Annotated in this window: 15 protein-coding genes and 1 pseudogene; 9 read left to right on the top strand and 7 right to left on the bottom strand. The window is 71.1% G+C overall.

Annotated features, from left to right (window positions below):
• Positions 1–362: 362 nt before the first annotated feature.
• The gene (locus tag ACFWV3_RS41070) at positions 363–1,118 is read right to left on the bottom strand and encodes an alpha/beta fold hydrolase (RefSeq protein WP_382419360.1); all 756 of its coding nucleotides are present in this window, start codon (positions 1,116–1,118) and stop codon (positions 363–365) included.
• 183 nt (positions 1,119–1,301) lie between these two features.
• Here ACFWV3_RS41070 and ACFWV3_RS41065 point away from each other — a divergent pair, with 183 nt between their 5' ends.
• From ACFWV3_RS41065 to ACFWV3_RS41055, 3 genes are all read left to right on the top strand, one after another.
• On the top strand, positions 1,302–2,198 hold the full coding sequence (locus ACFWV3_RS41065) for an anti-sigma factor RsbA family regulatory protein (RefSeq protein WP_382419359.1): 897 nt from the start codon (positions 1,302–1,304) through the stop codon (positions 2,196–2,198).
• A gap of 61 nt (positions 2,199–2,259) precedes the next feature.
• Positions 2,260–3,549 carry a wax ester/triacylglycerol synthase domain-containing protein gene (locus ACFWV3_RS41060; RefSeq protein WP_382419358.1) on the top strand — a complete coding sequence of 430 codons (1,290 nt, stop codon included), beginning with the start codon at positions 2,260–2,262 and terminating at the stop codon, positions 3,547–3,549.
• Between the two features lie 22 nt (positions 3,550–3,571).
• Positions 3,572–4,237, top strand: a complete 666-nt coding sequence (locus ACFWV3_RS41055) for an HAD family hydrolase (RefSeq protein ID WP_382419357.1) — start codon at positions 3,572–3,574, stop codon at positions 4,235–4,237.
• Positions 4,238–4,278: 41 nt separating this feature from the next.
• On the opposite strand, the gene ACFWV3_RS41050 is transcribed toward ACFWV3_RS41055, so the two are convergent.
• The 4 genes from ACFWV3_RS41050 to ACFWV3_RS41035 all read right to left on the bottom strand — a co-directional run bounded on the left by ACFWV3_RS41050 (position 4,279) and on the right by ACFWV3_RS41035 (position 7,960).
• On the bottom strand, positions 4,279–5,550 hold the full coding sequence (locus ACFWV3_RS41050; protein WP_382419356.1) for a serine/threonine-protein kinase: 1,272 nt from the start codon (positions 5,548–5,550) through the stop codon (positions 4,279–4,281).
• 70 nt (positions 5,551–5,620) lie between these two features.
• A complete protein-coding gene (locus ACFWV3_RS41045) occupies positions 5,621–6,856 on the bottom strand; it encodes an ATP-grasp domain-containing protein (RefSeq protein WP_382419355.1) in 1,236 nt (411 codons plus the stop codon).
• A gap of 97 nt (positions 6,857–6,953) precedes the next feature.
• Positions 6,954–7,547 (bottom strand): ScbR family autoregulator-binding transcription factor, encoded by a 594-nt coding sequence (locus ACFWV3_RS41040; RefSeq protein ID WP_382419354.1) that lies wholly within the window; start codon positions 7,545–7,547, stop codon positions 6,954–6,956.
• Positions 7,548–7,567: 20 nt separating this feature from the next.
• Positions 7,568–7,960 carry a nuclear transport factor 2 family protein gene (locus tag ACFWV3_RS41035; protein WP_382419353.1) on the bottom strand — a complete coding sequence of 131 codons (393 nt, stop codon included), beginning with the start codon at positions 7,958–7,960 and terminating at the stop codon, positions 7,568–7,570.
• Positions 7,961–8,215: 255 nt separating this feature from the next.
• On the opposite strand from ACFWV3_RS41035, the gene ACFWV3_RS41030 reads away from it, so the two are divergent.
• Both ACFWV3_RS41030 and ACFWV3_RS41025 read left to right on the top strand, forming a co-directional pair.
• Positions 8,216–8,530 carry a helix-turn-helix transcriptional regulator gene (locus ACFWV3_RS41030; protein WP_382419352.1) on the top strand — a complete coding sequence of 105 codons (315 nt, stop codon included), beginning with the start codon at positions 8,216–8,218 and terminating at the stop codon, positions 8,528–8,530.
• Positions 8,531–8,922: 392 nt separating this feature from the next.
• Complete coding sequence (locus tag ACFWV3_RS41025) at positions 8,923–9,741, top strand: intradiol ring-cleavage dioxygenase (protein WP_382419351.1); 819 nt, start codon at positions 8,923–8,925, stop codon at positions 9,739–9,741.
• On the opposite strand, the gene ACFWV3_RS41020 is transcribed toward ACFWV3_RS41025, so the two are convergent.
• Positions 9,715–10,974, bottom strand: a complete 1,260-nt coding sequence (locus ACFWV3_RS41020) for a PucR family transcriptional regulator ligand-binding domain-containing protein (protein WP_382419350.1) — start codon at positions 10,972–10,974, stop codon at positions 9,715–9,717. The genes ACFWV3_RS41025 and ACFWV3_RS41020 overlap by 27 nt on opposite strands.
• Before the next feature lie 30 nt (positions 10,975–11,004).
• Here ACFWV3_RS41020 and ACFWV3_RS41015 point away from each other — a divergent pair.
• The 4 genes and pseudogenes from ACFWV3_RS41015 to ACFWV3_RS41000 all read left to right on the top strand — a co-directional run bounded on the left by ACFWV3_RS41015 (position 11,005) and on the right by ACFWV3_RS41000 (position 15,286).
• A pseudogene (locus ACFWV3_RS41015) lies at positions 11,005–11,996 on the top strand (aminotransferase class III-fold pyridoxal phosphate-dependent enzyme).
• Positions 11,993–13,303 (top strand): aldehyde dehydrogenase family protein, encoded by a 1,311-nt coding sequence (locus tag ACFWV3_RS41010; protein ID WP_382419349.1) that lies wholly within the window; start codon positions 11,993–11,995, stop codon positions 13,301–13,303. Before ACFWV3_RS41015 ends, ACFWV3_RS41010 begins: the two are co-directional and overlap by 4 nt.
• 82 nt (positions 13,304–13,385) lie before the next feature.
• Positions 13,386–14,348, top strand: coding sequence for a LacI family DNA-binding transcriptional regulator (locus ACFWV3_RS41005; RefSeq protein WP_382419348.1), 963 nt, complete (start codon positions 13,386–13,388; stop codon positions 14,346–14,348).
• Between the two features lie 404 nt (positions 14,349–14,752).
• Positions 14,753–15,286: a CAP family protein gene (locus ACFWV3_RS41000; RefSeq protein ID WP_382419347.1), complete on the top strand. Its 534-nt coding sequence runs from the start codon at positions 14,753–14,755 to the stop codon at positions 15,284–15,286.
• Here the strand turns inward: ACFWV3_RS41000 and ACFWV3_RS40995 are convergent.
• Entirely contained in the window at positions 15,261–15,746 is a 486-nt protein-coding gene (locus tag ACFWV3_RS40995; protein ID WP_382419346.1) for a hypothetical protein, read from the bottom strand. The genes ACFWV3_RS41000 and ACFWV3_RS40995 overlap by 26 nt on opposite strands.
• Positions 15,747–15,782: the final 36 nt, after the last annotated feature.

Below are 15,782 nucleotides of genomic sequence, written 5' to 3'. Positions count from 1 at the left end.
GTGTCAAACCGCCACGCTTTTCGGCGGTTTGACACCCCTGCCTGGTTGTGGCTCGCTCTGGTACGGCTCGTGACGGGACCCACCCCACCCGAACCGCACCACCACCCCAACAGCAAGCCGCCCAGCACAAACAGGCGTGCCATCAACCCGCCGAGGGCGCTGGGGGTCTTTGATCAGTTGGCGGGGTCCGGGGCAGAGCCCCGCGCATGAAACGGGACAGGCACGCACCAAGGCGACCACCCACACAGCCACGCCACACAGCCACGCCGCACAGCCACGCCACACAGCCACGCCACACAGCCACGCCACACAGCCACAAACCCACGCCACCAAACGATCCCCGAAAGATCCGCAGACAGCGCCTAACCAACCATCTCCGGCCGCACGTTGCCGAAGTGGTCGTCGAGGATCACCGAGATCGTGCGCGGCGCCTCGACGACCGCCAGGTGCGCCGCATCGCCCACCACGTACAGCTCCGAGTCCGGCAGCTCGTCCGCGATCTGCCGGGCCAGCTCCGGCGGCGTCGCCTGGTCCTGCGCCGCGGCGATCACCACGGTCGGCACGTCGATCTTCGCCAGGTCCGCCCGCAGGTCCATCTCCCTGATCGCCTCGCAGCACGCGACGTACGACGGGACGTCGACCTCCAGCAGCTCAGCCCGGAAGCGCGCGACGACAGCCGGGGAGAACGCGGGGGTGAACCAGCGCCCCACGATCGCGTCCGCCGCGGGTTCCATGCCGGACGAGCGCAGCACCTCGATCCGCGAGTCCCACACGGACTTGTCCGGGTACCAGGCCGTCGTGCACAGCAGCGCGAGCCGGGAGATCCGGCCGGTGTGCGCGGCCAGCCACATGCCGACCATCCCGCCGAGCGACACGCCGCAGTAGTAGACCTGGCGCAGTCCCAGGTGGTCGAGCAGCTCCACGACGTCGTTCGCGAGGTCCTCGATCGTGCACGGACCGTCGGAGGGCGCGCTGCGGCCGTGGCCCCGGTGGTCGAAGCGCAGGAGCCGGAACGGGAGGTCGAACTCCCGCCACAGCTCGGTCGTCGTGCCGAGCGCGTTGCCGAGCACCAGCACCGGCGCGTCCTCCGGCCCGGTCAGCGTGTGGTGCCCGAGCACGGCGTCACCTCCTCGCGAGACCCCGACAACACGGGAGTGTGCCGGGGGTTTTTCCTGTTCGCACGACGAGTTGCGCCGTCCGGCGCAGGTGGCGCGACAACCACCGGCCTGGCCCCCGCCGAAACACCGTTACGGGGAGCAGAATGAGGGTTTGCCCGCGCCACCGACCGCACCGGGAAGCCGATGAACTCCGCTGCTCCGTTCACGCACGAGGCCCTGTTCTACCGGGACGAGGACGCCTTCCTCGCCGGCACGGCCGGCTTCGTCTCGGACGGCGTGCGCAGAGGCGAGCCCGTGCTGGTCGCCGTGCGCGAGGCGAGCATCGGGCCGTTGCGCGCACGGCTGGGCGGCCAGGCCGACCAGGTCCACTTCATCGACATGACCGAGGCGGGCCGCAACCCCGGCCGGATCATCCCCGGCGTGCTGATGGCGTTCAGCGCGAGCACCCGGCAGCGCTTCCGGATGGTCGGCGAGCCGATGTGGCCCGGCCGCACCGAGCTCGAGTACCCGGCGTGCGTGCAGCACGAGGCGTTGATCAACACGGCGTTCGAGGGCAGCCGGGGCGTCATCCTCTGTCCCTACGACGCGGGGTCGCTGCCCGGCCACGTGCTGGCGGACGCGCGGCGCACGCACCCGGTCGTCAACGACGGCGAGCGGCGCGTCGCGAGCGAGTGGTACACGGAACCGTCGGGTCTCGCCGAGATCTACAACGTGCCGCTGCCCCCGCCGCCCGACACCGCCGAGGAGCACACGTTCTCCGTCGGCACGCTCGCGCACACGCGCAAGATCGTCGCCACCTTCGCGCACTGGCTGCGCCGCGAGCAGGTCGAGGACCTCGTGCTCGCGGTCAACGAGCTGGCGACGAACAGCATCCTGCACGCGTCCGGCCGCGGGGTGCTGCGGCTGTGGCGCGAGGGCGGCACGGCGGTGTGCGAGGTGAGCGACTCCGGCGAGGGCTTCCCGCCCTCGTTCACCGGTCTCTCCGGCTTCGGGATCGTCATGGTGAACCTGCTGTGTGACCTGGTTCGCACTCACACGAGTCACAGCGGTACCACCGTTCGAGTGTACTTGGGGCGGTAGGGAGTCGCCGCCATCTCATCGCAATGCGCTCGACACGCGGACCTGTTTTCCTTGCTCACCTATGACAGACCACCTCTCCCCCCTCGACATCGCCTTCCTCGCCATGGAGGGCAACGCGAACCCGTTGCACCTCGGCGCGGTCGCGACCTTCGCACCGTCCACTCCGGTGCACCCGGCCCGCATCGCCGCCGTGCTGTGCGACCGCGCGCAGGAGATCCCCAGCCTGCGCCGGCGTGCCCGCACGTCGTTGCTGGGCGGTGCGCGCTGGGTGGAGGACCCCGGTTTCGCGCCGGAGGACCACGTCTTCACGCACCACGTCCGCGGCAGAGATCGTTTCGCCACACTGGTTTCCCACCTCATGGCGCAGCCGCTGGACCTCGCGCGCCCGCCGTGGGAGCTGCACGTGGTCACCGGGCTGACCGGCGGCCGGTTCGCCGTCGTCGCCAAGCTGCACCACTCGCTGTGCGACGGCATGAAGGCCGTGGGCCTGGGACTGCGGCTGTTCGACGCGTCCCGACTGTCCGTTCCGGACGCTCCGGAACCGGTTTCGAGGCCGATGATCCCGTCCCTGCGCGGGATCAAGGACACGATCGACATCGCCTCCTCGGTGCTGATGAACACGCGCCCGCCGACGCTCAACTCGCCGGTGCTCACGGCGTCGACCCGGCCCCGTCGCGTGGTGATGTCGCGGCTGGACCTCGCGGACGTGCACCGGATCCGGCGCGTGCACGGCGGCACGGTGAACGACGTGCTGCTCGCCCTCGTGACGGGTGCCTTGCGCCACTGGCTTTCCGCGCACGGCAGCGCCGGGCCGTCGTCCGTCGTGCGGGCGCTGATCCCGGTTAACCAACGCTCACGCTCCGGCGACGGCGCCTCGGGCAACCAGATCTCCGGCTTCCTCGTGTCGCTGCCCGTCGGCTGCCCGGACCCGGTGGACCGCCTGCGCGACATCCGGTCCCAGATGGAGTCGGCCAAGGCCGCCGGGTCGGAGAAGGGCGCGGGCGCACTGCCGTTGCTGGCGGACCGGGTGCCGCCGCTGGTGCACCGCCTGGCAGCACCCGTCATGGGCCGCTGCGCGCCGTTGCTGTTCGACACGCTCGTCACGTCCGTGCCGCTGCCGTCCGTGCCGCTCGCCCTCGACGGCGCCGCGCTGTGCGAGATGTACCCCGTCGCGCCGGTCGCCCCCGGTCACGCGGTGGGCATCGCGCTGTCCGTCTACCGCTCGTCGGTGCACGTCTGCCTGAACACCAACCAGTCGTGGATGTCCGACGCGCAGTGGCTCGACGGGGTGCTGCGCCGCGAGGTGGCGTCGCTGCAGGACGCGCGTGAGCTGGTGGGTTTGCCTCGCTGAGACCGGGGGCAAACCCAGGCTCATGAGCAACACCGTGGTCCTGGACGTGGACGGCACCCTGGTCGACACCAACTACCACCACACGGTGGCGTGGCTGCGGGCCTTCCGCAGCGCCGGCATCACCGTGCCGGGCTGGAAGGTGCACCGGTCCATCGGCATGGGCGGCGACAAGCTGGTCGCCGCGGTGGCCGGGGACGTCGTCGAACGGTCGCACGGTGACGAGCTGCGGGCGGCCTGGGAGCGGTACTTCGACGAGATGCTGGACGAGATCCAGCCGTTCGAAGGGGCCCACCGGCTGATCCGCGCCGCGACCGACCTCGGCCTCGCCGTCGTGCTGGCCAGCTCGGGCAAGCGCAAGCACGTGGAGCACTACCTGAAGCTGCTCGACCCCGGCGACATCGCCTGGACGTCCTCCGACGACGTCGACGACAGCAAACCGGAGCCCGACCTGATCGAGGTCGCGCTCAAGCAGGCGAAGGCCACCCGCGCGGTCGTCGTGGGCGACTCGGTGTGGGACTGCGAGGCCGCCGGCCGGGCCGGGCTGCCGTCGATCGGGCTGCTGACCGGCGGCTTCGGCGAGGACGAGCTGATCGACCGCGGGGCGTCGGCCGTGTACCAGGACCTGGACCGGCTGCGGGCGGAGCTGAACGACCTGCCGTTCGCCGACGTGAGCGAGCCCGGAGCGTAGGGCTGGCGCACTCAGACCTGGGGCACTCAGGGCTGGGGCACTCAGGGCTGGGGCGCGGCCGAGGGCGTCGGCACCTCCGACGACTTCTTGTTCTTCTTGTTCTTCTGCTTGGTCGTCTCCTCCGGCGGGACGACGCTCTCGTCCGGCGCGGGCGTGCTGGTCGACGTCTGCGCACCCGTGGTGACGACCGCACCCGGCTGCGGCGCACCAGGCGCCGCGGTCCGGCCGGACGTGCCGGGCGTGTCCGAGCCGCCCGGTGTCTGCACCACGGTCACGGTCGACTGCGTCACCGTCACGACCCTGGTGTGCGGGTCCGGCACCTTCTGGTCCGCGGCGGGCGCCTCGGTGCCGCCACCGCCGAAGTTCGCGACGGCCACCGCGACGGCCGTGGCGGCGACCGCGGCCGCCGCGCTGATCGCCAAGCGCTTGCCACGCCGCGGCTTCGGCACGTCGGGAGCCGAGACGGCGGCGTCGGGCAGCAGGGCGGGCAGGCCGCGGCTCGCCTCGAAGGCGGCGTCGAGCGACCGGGCGCACTGAGCGGCGGACGGGCGGCGGGCGGGGTCCATGTCCGTCATCGCGGACAGCAGCGACACCCACGCCAGGGGCAGGTCGACCGGGATGCGCGGCGGGCGGGCCAGCCGGGCGAGGGCGGCCTCCGCGTCGCCGCCGGGGTACTCGGAGCGGCCCGTCAGGCCTTCCAGCAGCACGAGGCCCAGCGAGTAGATGTCGGCGGCCGGCGTCACGTCGGAGCCGCGGACCTGTTCCGGCGACAGGTAGCCGGCGGTGCCGACCAGCACCCCGGACGTCGTCACGCGGGTCACCTCGGCGACCAGCGCCAGGCCGAAGTCGGCCAGGTAGGCCTGCTTCTCGGCGTCGTCGAGCAGGATGTTGGACGGCTTGATGTCGCGGTGCACCACGCCGAGGCCGTGCACGTGCTCCAGGACGGCCGCGATCTGGCCGCCGACGCGCGCCACGAAACGGGGTGGCAACGGCTCGCGCATGCGCTGGCGCAGGGTGCCGCCGGTGATCTCGCGCATCACGAAGTACGGGCGGCGCGAGACCGTGCCGGACTCGTAGACCGGGATGATGCCGGGGCACTCCAGGGACGCGAGCATCGACGCCTCGCGCTGCAGGCGGAGCTCGTCGTCCGGCAGGCCGGGACCCGAGAAGATCTTGATGGCCACCGAGGACGTGGTGGCGCGGTCGTAGGCCCGGTAGACCTCCGCCATGCCACCGGACCCGAGGAGTGACCCGATCACGAAGCGGTCGTCGATCACCGCACCGGTCAGGTCGCCGTCCCAGGATCCGCTCATGGGCCTCCGCTCGTCGCGCAGCAACCTAACGGGTCATGCGGAACGTGTGCCACCCGGTACGACCTGAAGATCAAACGACGATCAGCCCCGCTTCGATCTCCCTGACCGTCGCCTCGTCGCGTTCCAGCTGTTCAGCGTCGGTCGTGGCGAGCACCACGTGCCCCAGGGACGTGCGCAGGTCGTTCGTGCGGGGCACCATCGAGCCCTCGCGGTACGGCAGCACCTCGCGCTGGTAACTGGGCAAAAGTGAGGCCAGCTCGTCAAAGCGGACGGAGTTCGCGAGCTCGCCGGCCGCGGGCGAGGCCAGGTACACCGACCTCACGTGCTGGTGCCGTTCGTACCGGCCGACCTCCCTCGCGCCGTCCGCGTGGTGGCGCACCATCCGCGTGATCTGGCTTTCGCCGGTGCCGAGCAACGTCAGCTCCTGCTGCTCGGGACCCGCCAGCCGGGTGCCCATCTCGATCAGGCGCGGGCCGTCGGGGGTGACCATCACCTCGACGTGTGCGGGGCCGTTGCGCACGCCGGTCGCGTCGAGCACGCGCGAGACATAGCCGAAGAGGACGTCGACCACCGGCTCGGACGGGTCGACGAGCGTGTTCGACCGGAAGATGCCGAGCCCGTCGTCACCGCCCTCCTTGGCACAGCGCCACACCGCGGCCAGACCGTGCCGTCCGTCGACCGAGTAGGTGTCGACCTCGTACTCTGTGCCCACGGCGAGCTCGCGCACCTGCACCTTGTCCTGGCGGAAGCAGGTGTTGTTGACGGCCAGGATCCGGTTGAAGCTGGTGCGCCAGTCGTCGCCGGGCATCACCACGAACACGTCGTCGGTGTCGCCGCTGTGCTGCGGCTTCAGCACGATCGGCGAGTTCTGCAGGCCTTCGCGGCGCAGCCAGGCGGCCACCTCGTCGGGCGACTCCGAGCTGAGCTGCCGCAGGTGCGGCACCTCGGCGGTGCGCAACGCCACGTCGCGCTGCCACCGGTCGCGGCGCGCCGACGAGAGCGTCAGGACGTTCGACTGCCCCGGCACGACCAGCTCCGACACCGTCTCCGCCGCCTCGACGCCGGTCTCGCTGCCGGCGACGACCGCGATCGGGTCGTGCACGGCCAGCTTGGCGGCCAGCTCGTCGAGGTCACCGAGCGTGTGGATCTCGTGGTAGTCGTCCGGGTCCCACACCCTGCTGAGCCAGCTCGGCGGCTTCGCGGTCGTCAGGACCGCCACCGCCTCGACCCCCCGAGCGGCGAACGCGGGCGCGATGCCCTTGCCCGCGGAGTACGGATCCACCACGACGATGCTGCGACCGGACACCGCTGTCCTCCCGAATGGTCAAGCTGCTGCCGGATGAGAGGGGTCAACATCCGGGGCGCCACCAGTGATTCCTGTCTCGATTGGGTCGAGACGACCGTCACTCGAACCTCAGTCGCGCGTGGACGGACTCGGTCACGAAAGCGCTGGTGGACGCCCGCCACATCCTGCTGAGACGCGTGCGCAGATCCGTGCCGCCGGTCAGCGCCCTGGCCACGAACTGCAGCCCGAGCAGCTCGGCCACGACCTGCTCCGCCGTGTGCCGCACGTTCACCTCTGGCCGCAGCTCACCGCGGTCACGCGAGAGCGTCAGCAGGTCCCGCACCACGGTGACCCAGCCGATCACCTGCGCCGCCGCCACGACGTCGAAGAACACCGCCTCCCGCAACAGCTTCGCGCTCACCCGCACGGTCAGGTCGGTCTCGAGCCTGCCGACGAACGCGAACGACATCGAGACGAGCGCCTGGACCGGTGACTCCTCGACCGCGAGCTGCTCGTCGCGCAACCGGTGCCACAGCAGCGACTGCTCCTCGACGATCGCCACCCCGAGCGCCTCCTTGGAGCGGAAGTGGCAGTAGAGCGCGCCTTTCGAGACGTCGGCCCGTGCGCACACAGCGGTGAGGCTGGATCTGGCGAAACCGTCGCGGTCGAACACCTCGGCGGCGGCCCGCAGCAGCCTCTCCCGCGTGTGCACCGCTCTCCCCCTGGCGGAGCTCATGCCCCTGCCCGCGCAACGGCCAGCGTGTCCGGCAGGTGCCAGTACTGCTCGATCTCCCCCAGGTGCACCGAGACCACGTCCGCGAACCGGGCCTCGACCGGGTCGCCGGTGGCGCGGACCCGCCAGCGCGCCGAGCCGATCAGCGCCGCGTCCGTCCCGTCGACGATCACCTGGCGCGCGGAGAGCTGTTCCAGCTCGAACGCGGCGAACAACGTCAGGAACCACGACTCGACCTCGCGGCGGGTGCGCGGGCCGACCGACCACCGGGTGCCGTTCGGGTCGGGCGCCTCCCACTCCACGTCCCGCGCGCACAGCCGCGCGATGCCCGGTGCGTCCTGGGCCGCGAGGCGTGCCAGGAACACCTGCACCAGCTCGACCGTCGAGAACATTTTTTCCCACCTTCTGATCCCGGTCATTGCTGCGGCACAACGAACCGGCGCGGCCACACTAGATCAAGCACGCGAAAACCGGATGAACACACCCCATTGGACCAGCTCCGTTCCACCGAACAACCGATCAAGCGATTCCGGCGGTGGCTGAACTTTCAACGACCGCCGGTATCACCGCAATGCACGGCCCGGACGCCGGGGCTTTGAGGCAGGCTGGACGACACACCCGCCCTCTCACCGAAACGGAGCAGAACCGTGCTCAAGGCAGCCCCCGGAGCCCGCGAGCACCAGGACGTCCCGCCGATCACCGCCCTGATTCCCCGGGCGCGGCGAGAACAGGGCCTCACCCAGCGCGGACTCGCGGACCTGTTGTGCGAGATCTCGCAGAACGACAGCGTCACCCGCGAGGAAGTGTCGAGGTGGGAACGCGGAAAACGCATTCCCGGCCCCTATTGGCGTGCCTGGATCAGCGCCGCGCTCGACGTGCCGCACGCCGAGGTCGACAGGGCCGCGGTGGTCGAACGGCAGTGTCGCAGGACCAAAACGGAGTTCCACTCCGGCCGGCGGTGAGCGGACCGGCGGCAGGGCCGGTCCGCCCGCGGGAGGGCGGCACTCGACAATCCCCTCGCGAGTGCCGCCCTCCACGAAAAGAAAACCTCCATCACCGTCAAATTAATCCATTGTCCAGAGTTCCCGGACACATCGCCGCCGGAATCCCCGCGACGGTGGCGCAAACCGAACGAAGCCCGACTTCCCGGTGAATACCCCGTAACGCCGGGAACGAGATGCCGATCACATCCGACCGGCCTTCCTCCATCACATTCGGGCCCGGCCCGAAATCGACCGGCGGGCCCGCGCACGAGTTCGCGACGGCGGTGCCGCGCATTCCCGACAGGCGCCTGCTATCCCCGCGACAGCTTCTCCACAGGCGCCTCACAGGAATCGGTCCCACCCTTGTCCCCATGACGGACAACCACGACCGCGGCCTCCAGTTCGACCTCGCCACGTTGATCGGGCGCAGGCGGGCGTTGTCGCTGCTCGGCGGCGCGGGGCTCACGCTCGTGGCCTGCGCTCCGCCGACCACGACCGGCGCGACCTCGACCACCACCGACCCGGCCACGACGACCGGCACCTCCTCCACCGCCGAAGGCACGCCGCTCGACGCGATCCCCGAGGAGACCGCCGGTCCGTACCCCGGCGACGGTTCCAACGGCCCGAACGCCCTCACCCAGAGCGGCATCGTGCGCTCGGACATCCGCTCCAGCTTCGGTTCGTCGACCCGCACGGCCGAGGGCGTCGGGCTGACCATCGACCTGACGGTCAGGAAGGAGGACGGCACGCCGTACGCGGGCGCCGCCGTCTACCTGTGGCACTGCGACATCAACGGCGACTACTCGATGTACTCGGACCGCGTGAAGAACGAGAACTTCCTGCGCGGCGTCCAGGAGTCCGACTCCGCCGGCGAGCTGAGGTTCGTGAGCGTCTTTCCCGGCGCGTACGCGGGGCGGTGGCCGCACATCCACTTCGAGGTCTACCCGAGCCTCACCGAGGCCACCAAGGCCGGCAACAAGATCGTCACCTCGCAGCTCGCCCTGCCGGAGAACACGTGCAAGGAGGTCTACGGCACGACCGGGTACACGCAGAGCGTGCGGAACCTGACCAGGACGCCCCTGAAGCAGGACATGGTGTTCCGCGACGGCGTCGACCACCAGATGGCCGCGATGTCCGGCAGCACCGCGGCCGGCTACACCGCCTCACTGACCTTCGCGGTGGAGAGCTAGCCACAGCTCGGCGCGCACGCCGGGCGAGTCCAGCGACCTGCCGAGCGCCTGTTCCGCCCTGCGCACGCGGTTGCGCAGCGTGTGCCGGTGCACGCCCAGCTCGGCCGCCGCCGGGTCCCACGCGCCGTGGTGCGCGAGCCAGACCTCCAGCGCCGCACGGCTTTCCTCGTCCAACGGCCTCAGCACCGCCTCGGCGAAACCGGCGGGCAGCGTCACGTTGCCGGCGAAGTCCTCGAACCGGCGGATCCCGGCCTGGCGCGCCTGGCGGGCCTCGCGGTAGCCGCGGTCGACCTCCGAAGCGTCCACTTCGGACGATGCGAACCCGTCGAACTCCTCTGCCAGCACAACGACATCGCCGTCGTGCTCCGCCCAGAAGCCGTCGGCGGGAGGTTCGTCGGCGAGGAACACCCGGAACCGCGAGGGCAGGCCGTCGACCGGAAGTCCCGCCAGCAGCAGGCGGAACTGGCACGACCTCAGCTCGCGATGCGCCGCGTCCACGGCGTCGTTGCGGGCCAGCGCCAGGGTCAGCAGCGACGCCGCGGTGGTGACGATGCCCGGTTCGAGCCGGGCGGCGCCGGCCGCGAGGACCCCGCGGGCCCTGCTGCCGAGCACCTGGAGGACCACGGGCACCCCGTCGAGCTCGACCGCGGCGCTCGCCAGGCCGCCCGCGCCCTTCAGGCGGGCGAGCTCGGCCGACAGGTCGGGGACGAGTCGCGCGTTGTGGACGTGCACCGGCCGCCCGTCCGCGTCGAGGAGCACGGCCCAGCCGTCGATCCACTGGCCGAGCCTGCGCACCACTCCCCCGACCCCCGACCTGAGCGCGGCCCTCGTGAGCGCGCGCTGGGCCTCGCTGGTGCGGACGGGAGCGGCGTACTCGTCCGCCGCCAGTGCCTTCGACACCGCCTTGCTGATCGCGATGAACGGCACCCCGCGCGGCACCTCGACGAGCCCGAGCCCGGTCCGTCCCGCCGCCTCCACCAGCGCGGCGGGCACCACGTCGTGGCTGAGGCCCGTGCCGAAGCCGAGCCCGACCACACCGGCGCGCACCAGCCGTTCGACGTAGGACTCCCCCACCTCGGTCAGGCCCGTCGTCAGCAGCAGCTCGCCGCCCTCCAGGAACGGCGTGGGGTTCGCGAGCTCGGTGCCGTGCACCCGGGCGACCGGCCGCGACACGTCGCCGGCCAGCACCGGCAGCCCGAGCGAGCGGGCGAGGTCGTCCACCGTGATGGGCATGTGCCAGTGTGTACAACCCCGGCCGCGAAGATCGCCATTTCAGACACTGCGCACCGCGCTGACCAGGACCATGCTGGATCCGTGAGCCGATTGCGCACCCCCATCCCCGGCCCGAGGTCACTGGAGCTCCAGGCGCGCCGCGAGGACGCCGTCACCGGCGTCGGCAACCCGGCGCCCGCCGTGGCCGAGGCGGTGGAAGAGCAGATCGACAGGTTCAGCCACACCTGCTTCATGGTCACGCCGTACGAGAGCTACCTCGCGTCGTCGTGGCCGACCACGGCTACCACGGCCGCACGAACCTCACGATGGCGTTGACCGCCAAGACCATGCCGTACAAGCACCGGTTCGGCCCGTTCGCCCCCGAGGTCTACCGGGTCGCCATCGAGCCGATCCAGGGCGAGGGCGGGTTCATCGTGCCCGCCGAAGGGTTCCTGCCCGCGGTCGCGCGGTGGTGCCGCGAGCGCGGCGTCCTGTTCGTCGCCGACGAGATCCAGACGGGCTTCTGCCGCACGGGGTCGTGGTTCGCCTGCGATCACGAGGGTGTCGTGCCGGACCTCGTCACCACCGCCAAGGGCATCGCGGGTGGACTGCCGCTCGCCGCCGTCACGGGCCGCGCGGAGATCATGGACGCGGTGCACGCCGGCGGGCTCGGCGGCACCTACGGCGGCAACCCGGTGGCGTGCGCGGCGGCTCTCGGCGCGGTCCGCACGATGCGCGAGCGCGACCTGAACGCCCGAGCGCGCCACATCGAGGAGATCGTGCTCGGCCGGCTCCGCGTCGTCGCGGAGAAGACCGACCTCGTCGCCGACATCCGCGGCCGTGGCGCGATGCTGGCGGTCGAGCTCACCGAACGCACGCCCGACGTCGCCGCGCGCGTCGCGAAGGCGTGCCACGAAAGGGGTGTCGTCGTGCTGACGTGCGGCACCTACGGCAACGTGATCCGTCTGCTGCCCCCGCTGGTCATCCCGGACGACCTGCTCGCCGAAGGCCTCGACGTGCTCGAAGGAGCTCTGCTCGCATGACTGGTTTCCACACCGCCGAAGACGTCGAGACCGCGGTCGCCCAGGCCGCCGCCGTCGCACCCGCGCTCGCCGCGCTGCCCGCCCACCGCCGGGCCGCAGCGCTCGACCACGTGTCGCGGCGCCTGGCCGAGCGGGCGGAGGAGTTCGCGCAGGCGATCACCGACGACTCGGGCAAGCCGGCGAAGTGGGCGCGGGCCGAGGTGACCCGCGCGATCTCCACGTTCCGCTGGGCCGCCGAGGAGGCGCGCCGGTTCTCCGGCGAGCTGCAGCGCCTCGACACCGACCCGTCCGCCGAGGGCCGCCTCGCCCTGGTCCGCCGGGTGCCGCGCGGACCGGTGCTCGGCATCGCGCCGTTCAACTTCCCGCTGAACCTGGTGGCGCACAAGGTCGCCCCGGCCATCGCGGTCGGCGCGCCGATCGTGCTCAAGCCCGCGCCCGCCACGCCGAAGGTCGCGTTCCTGCTGGGAGAGCTGCTGGCGGAGACCGACCTGCCCGACGGCGCGTGGTCGGTGCTGCACCTGTCCAACGAGGACACCGCGAAGCTCGTCGAGGACCCGCGCCTGCCGGTCGTCTCGTTCACCGGCTCCGGCCCGGTCGGCTGGGGCATCAGGGAACGCGTGCCGCGCAAGCACGTCACGCTCGAACTGGGCGGCAACGCGGCCGCGATCGTCGCCCCCGACTGGCAGGACATCGAGTTCGCCGCGCAGCGCATCGCCACGTTCGCGATGTACCAGGCGGGCCAATCGTGCATCTCGGTGCAACGGGTCTACGCGCACGCCGACGTCTACGACGCGATCTCGGAAGCCGTTGTGCGGCAGGTGAACGCGCTCGACGTGGCGGCGGACGTCGGTCCGCTGATCAACGACGCCGCCGCCGACCGCGTCGAGGCCTGGGTCCGTGAGGCCGCCGCGAAGGTCCTGACCGGCGGCACCCGCGACGGCCGCACCTACGCGCCGACCGTGCTGGCGGACGTGCCGGAGGACGCGAAGGTCACCGCGGAGGAGGTGTTCGGCCCGGTGGTCACGCTGACCAGGGTCGAGAGCGTCAACGAGGCGTTCGACCGGGTCAACTCCTCCCGCTACGGCCTGCAGGCGGGCCTGTTCACCACCGACGTGCGGCTCGCCTTCCGTGCCGCGCAACGACTCCAGGTCGGCGGCGTGATCGTCGGCGACGTGCCGAGCTACCGCGCGGACCAGATGCCGTACGGCGGGGTGAAGGAGTCCGGCACGGGCCGCGAGGGCCTGCGCGCCGCCATGGAGGACCTGACGGAACCCCGCGTGCTGGTGCTCACCGGCCTGGAGCTCTGAGCGGTGCCTGTCTTGAACTCGGCTGTCTTGAACTCGGCCGTCTTGAACTCGGCTGCTTGACCCCGGCTGCCATGATGCTCGGGTGGCCGTCACCATCAGGGATGTCGCTCGCCAGGCGCAGGTCTCCGTCTCGACGGTCTCCCGGGCGCTGAGCGCACCCGGGCTCGTCAAGGAGGCCACCCGGCAGCGGGTCCTCGACGTCGTGGCCGGGCTCGGCTACCAGCCGAACCGGGCCGCGCGCAGCCTGATCACCGGCCGCACCGGCAACCTCGGCATCGTCGTGCCCGACCTCACCAACCCGTTCTTCCCCGCCGTGCTGCGGGGCGTGCAGACGCGGGCGGGCGAGGCGGGCACGTCGGTGTTCTTCTGCGACAGCAGGGAGGACCCCGCCGCCGAGGCCGAGCTGGTGCGGACGATGGCGGCGCAGGTCGACGGCGTGGTGCTGTGCGCGTCGCTGGTGTCCGACGAGACCGTCGCCGAGCTCGCCGCGCTGACACCGCTCGTGCTGATCAACCGGATCGTGCCGGGCGTCTCGTCCGTGCTGATGGACAGCGCCGCCGGCATGGGCCAGGTCGTCGCGCACCTGGAGTCGTTGGGTCACAACGACTTCGTGTACCTGGGGGGCCCGGCCGCGGCGTGGTCGAACAACCGGCGGCTGCGGGGCCTGGGGGGTCGCGCGCGACTCCTGGGCTCGTTCGAACCGAACTTCGGCGGCGGGGTCGCCGCTGCCGAGCGGGCGGTGGAGGCCGGAGCGACGGCGTTCATCGCGTACAACGACCTGATGGCACTCGGTGTGCTGAGCCACCTCGCGGCGCTCGGGATCGAGGTGCCGCGGCGGTTCAGCGTGACGGGCTTCGACGACATCCTCTACGCGGCGATGTGCTCGCCCGCGCTGACGACCGTCCACATGCCGGCCGAGGAAGCCGGCGAGGTCGCCGTGGACCTGCTGGCCGCTCTCATCGCCGGCGGCCCTGCCGAGCACCGGGAGCTCCCGACGACGCTCGTGGTGCGTTCCAGCACCGCCGCGCCGCATTCCCGGACCTGACAGGATTCCCGGACCTGACAGGAGAAACCTCGTCCGACCGTGAGGAAGTCTCTTCCGGTGACTCCCCCGCGCGGCCGGTGACGCGGTCTCTAGTCGTAACCGCGAACGTGCCCGTCCTCGTCGGCGAGAATTTCGTACCCGTCCATGCCAAGCTCCTTCCGTTGATGTCCGACCCCACAAAGCTAGAGGCTTTCCAGCGTCCTGTGGAGTGAATTTCCGCCGCAACCGGGGTAGTGGCGAGCGGACCGCGGGAGCTGCCGGAGCGCCTCCGACGCATAGCCCGCCTGTGTTCCACACCACACCCCAAGGCCACAGGGCGGCTACGCACCGCAACGAAAGGCACGTACCGAAGTCCGAGCTTTCGTCTTGATGACTCAAGTGGAGGGCAAACAGCAATGCGATTGATGCTCACCGTGATCACCCTGGCGATGTCACTGACAGTGCCGACTCCCTCCGCGACGGCGGCCGACCCCGTCGCGAGGACCGTCCAGCTCCTCAACTCCTATCGCGCGAAACACGGCGCACGACCCCTCTCCCTCGATTCGGAAGTCAGCCGCACGGCTCAGGAATGGGCGAACCTGCTCCTCCGGACAGCCGATTTCCGGCATCGCCCGAACAACCCCTACGGTGAAAATCTTTTCTGGATGGGCGGCCGCAAGCGCAAAATCGACGACGTCGTGACCAAGGCGCTCGAAAGCTGGTACGGCGAATCGCGCGGCTACGATTACGGCAGGGAGATGACGCCCTCCACCGTCGACATGTCCGTCCTGCACTTCACCGCGATGGTCTGGAAGTCGTCCGATCGGGTGGGCGTGGGCCTCGCGCAGGGCAACAACGGCAACTACGTCGTGGTGAACTTCGCCCAGCGCGGCAACGTCCTGAACCAGTTCGTGGTCAACGTGCTGCCGCCCGTCACCGCGGTCCGGCCGTCTCCGTAACCGTTCGCAACGCCGCCACGACAGCCGAGAACGGCGGCAGGAACGGCTTCCCCACCGGCACCTCTCCCCGCCACCGGACCCCTCCACCGTCGATCCGCGACGGAGGCAGCGGCACGAGCGTCCCCAGCCGGTGCGTCAACGCCCCGCGCGCCCGCAGCCGGATCAGGTTCACCTGCGAGGCCTCGTCGGCCGACTCGGTGAGGACGAGCCACCGGCCGGGAGAGCCCGGCAGCACCACGACCGGCCCGCCGAGCATGCGGACGGACAGGTAGGTCTGCACCTCCCGCCCGATCCCCTCCGCCATCTCCACCGCGGACACCTGGTGGTCGGTGGTGAGCAGCAGCCGGTTCTCCGACCGCAGCACGAGCCACCCCCAGTCCGAGCAGCGCTCGACGGCGGCGGAGAACGTGTCGAGCCGCGGCAGAACTCCGGACGGCAGCACTCCTTCAGGCGAGCTCATCGATCTCACCTCACTTGTCCCGGTGCGGTGTAACTC

The organism is Lentzea sp. NPDC059081 (assembly GCF_042738015.1).
Classification (GTDB): Bacteria; Actinomycetota; Actinomycetes; order Mycobacteriales; family Pseudonocardiaceae; genus Lentzea.
Note: the sequence above shows the minus strand (reverse complement) of the source record. Positions and strands in the feature narration are given on the sequence as shown.

Excerpts from the sequence above, each read along its gene's own strand:
- ACFWV3_RS41035 (WP_382419353.1), bottom strand. The coding sequence starts at position 7,960 with ATGTTCTCGACGGTCGAGCTGGTGCAGGTGTTCCTGGCACGCCTCGCG.
- ACFWV3_RS41050 (WP_382419356.1), bottom strand. The coding sequence starts at position 5,550 with ATGAGCGGATCCTGGGACGGCGACCTGACCGGTGCGGTGATCGACGAC.
- ACFWV3_RS41055 (WP_382419357.1), top strand. The coding sequence starts at position 3,572 with ATGAGCAACACCGTGGTCCTGGACGTGGACGGCACCCTGGTCGACACC.
- ACFWV3_RS41025 (WP_382419351.1), top strand. The coding sequence starts at position 8,923 with ATGACGGACAACCACGACCGCGGCCTCCAGTTCGACCTCGCCACGTTG.
- ACFWV3_RS41010 (WP_382419349.1), top strand. The coding sequence starts at position 11,993 with ATGACTGGTTTCCACACCGCCGAAGACGTCGAGACCGCGGTCGCCCAG.
- ACFWV3_RS41020 (WP_382419350.1), bottom strand. The coding sequence starts at position 10,974 with ATGCCCATCACGGTGGACGACCTCGCCCGCTCGCTCGGGCTGCCGGTG.
- ACFWV3_RS40995 (WP_382419346.1), bottom strand. The coding sequence starts at position 15,746 with ATGAGCTCGCCTGAAGGAGTGCTGCCGTCCGGAGTTCTGCCGCGGCTC.
- ACFWV3_RS41060 (WP_382419358.1), top strand. The coding sequence starts at position 2,260 with ATGACAGACCACCTCTCCCCCCTCGACATCGCCTTCCTCGCCATGGAG.
- ACFWV3_RS41000 (WP_382419347.1), top strand. The coding sequence starts at position 14,753 with ATGCTCACCGTGATCACCCTGGCGATGTCACTGACAGTGCCGACTCCC.
- ACFWV3_RS41065 (WP_382419359.1), top strand. The coding sequence starts at position 1,302 with ATGAACTCCGCTGCTCCGTTCACGCACGAGGCCCTGTTCTACCGGGAC.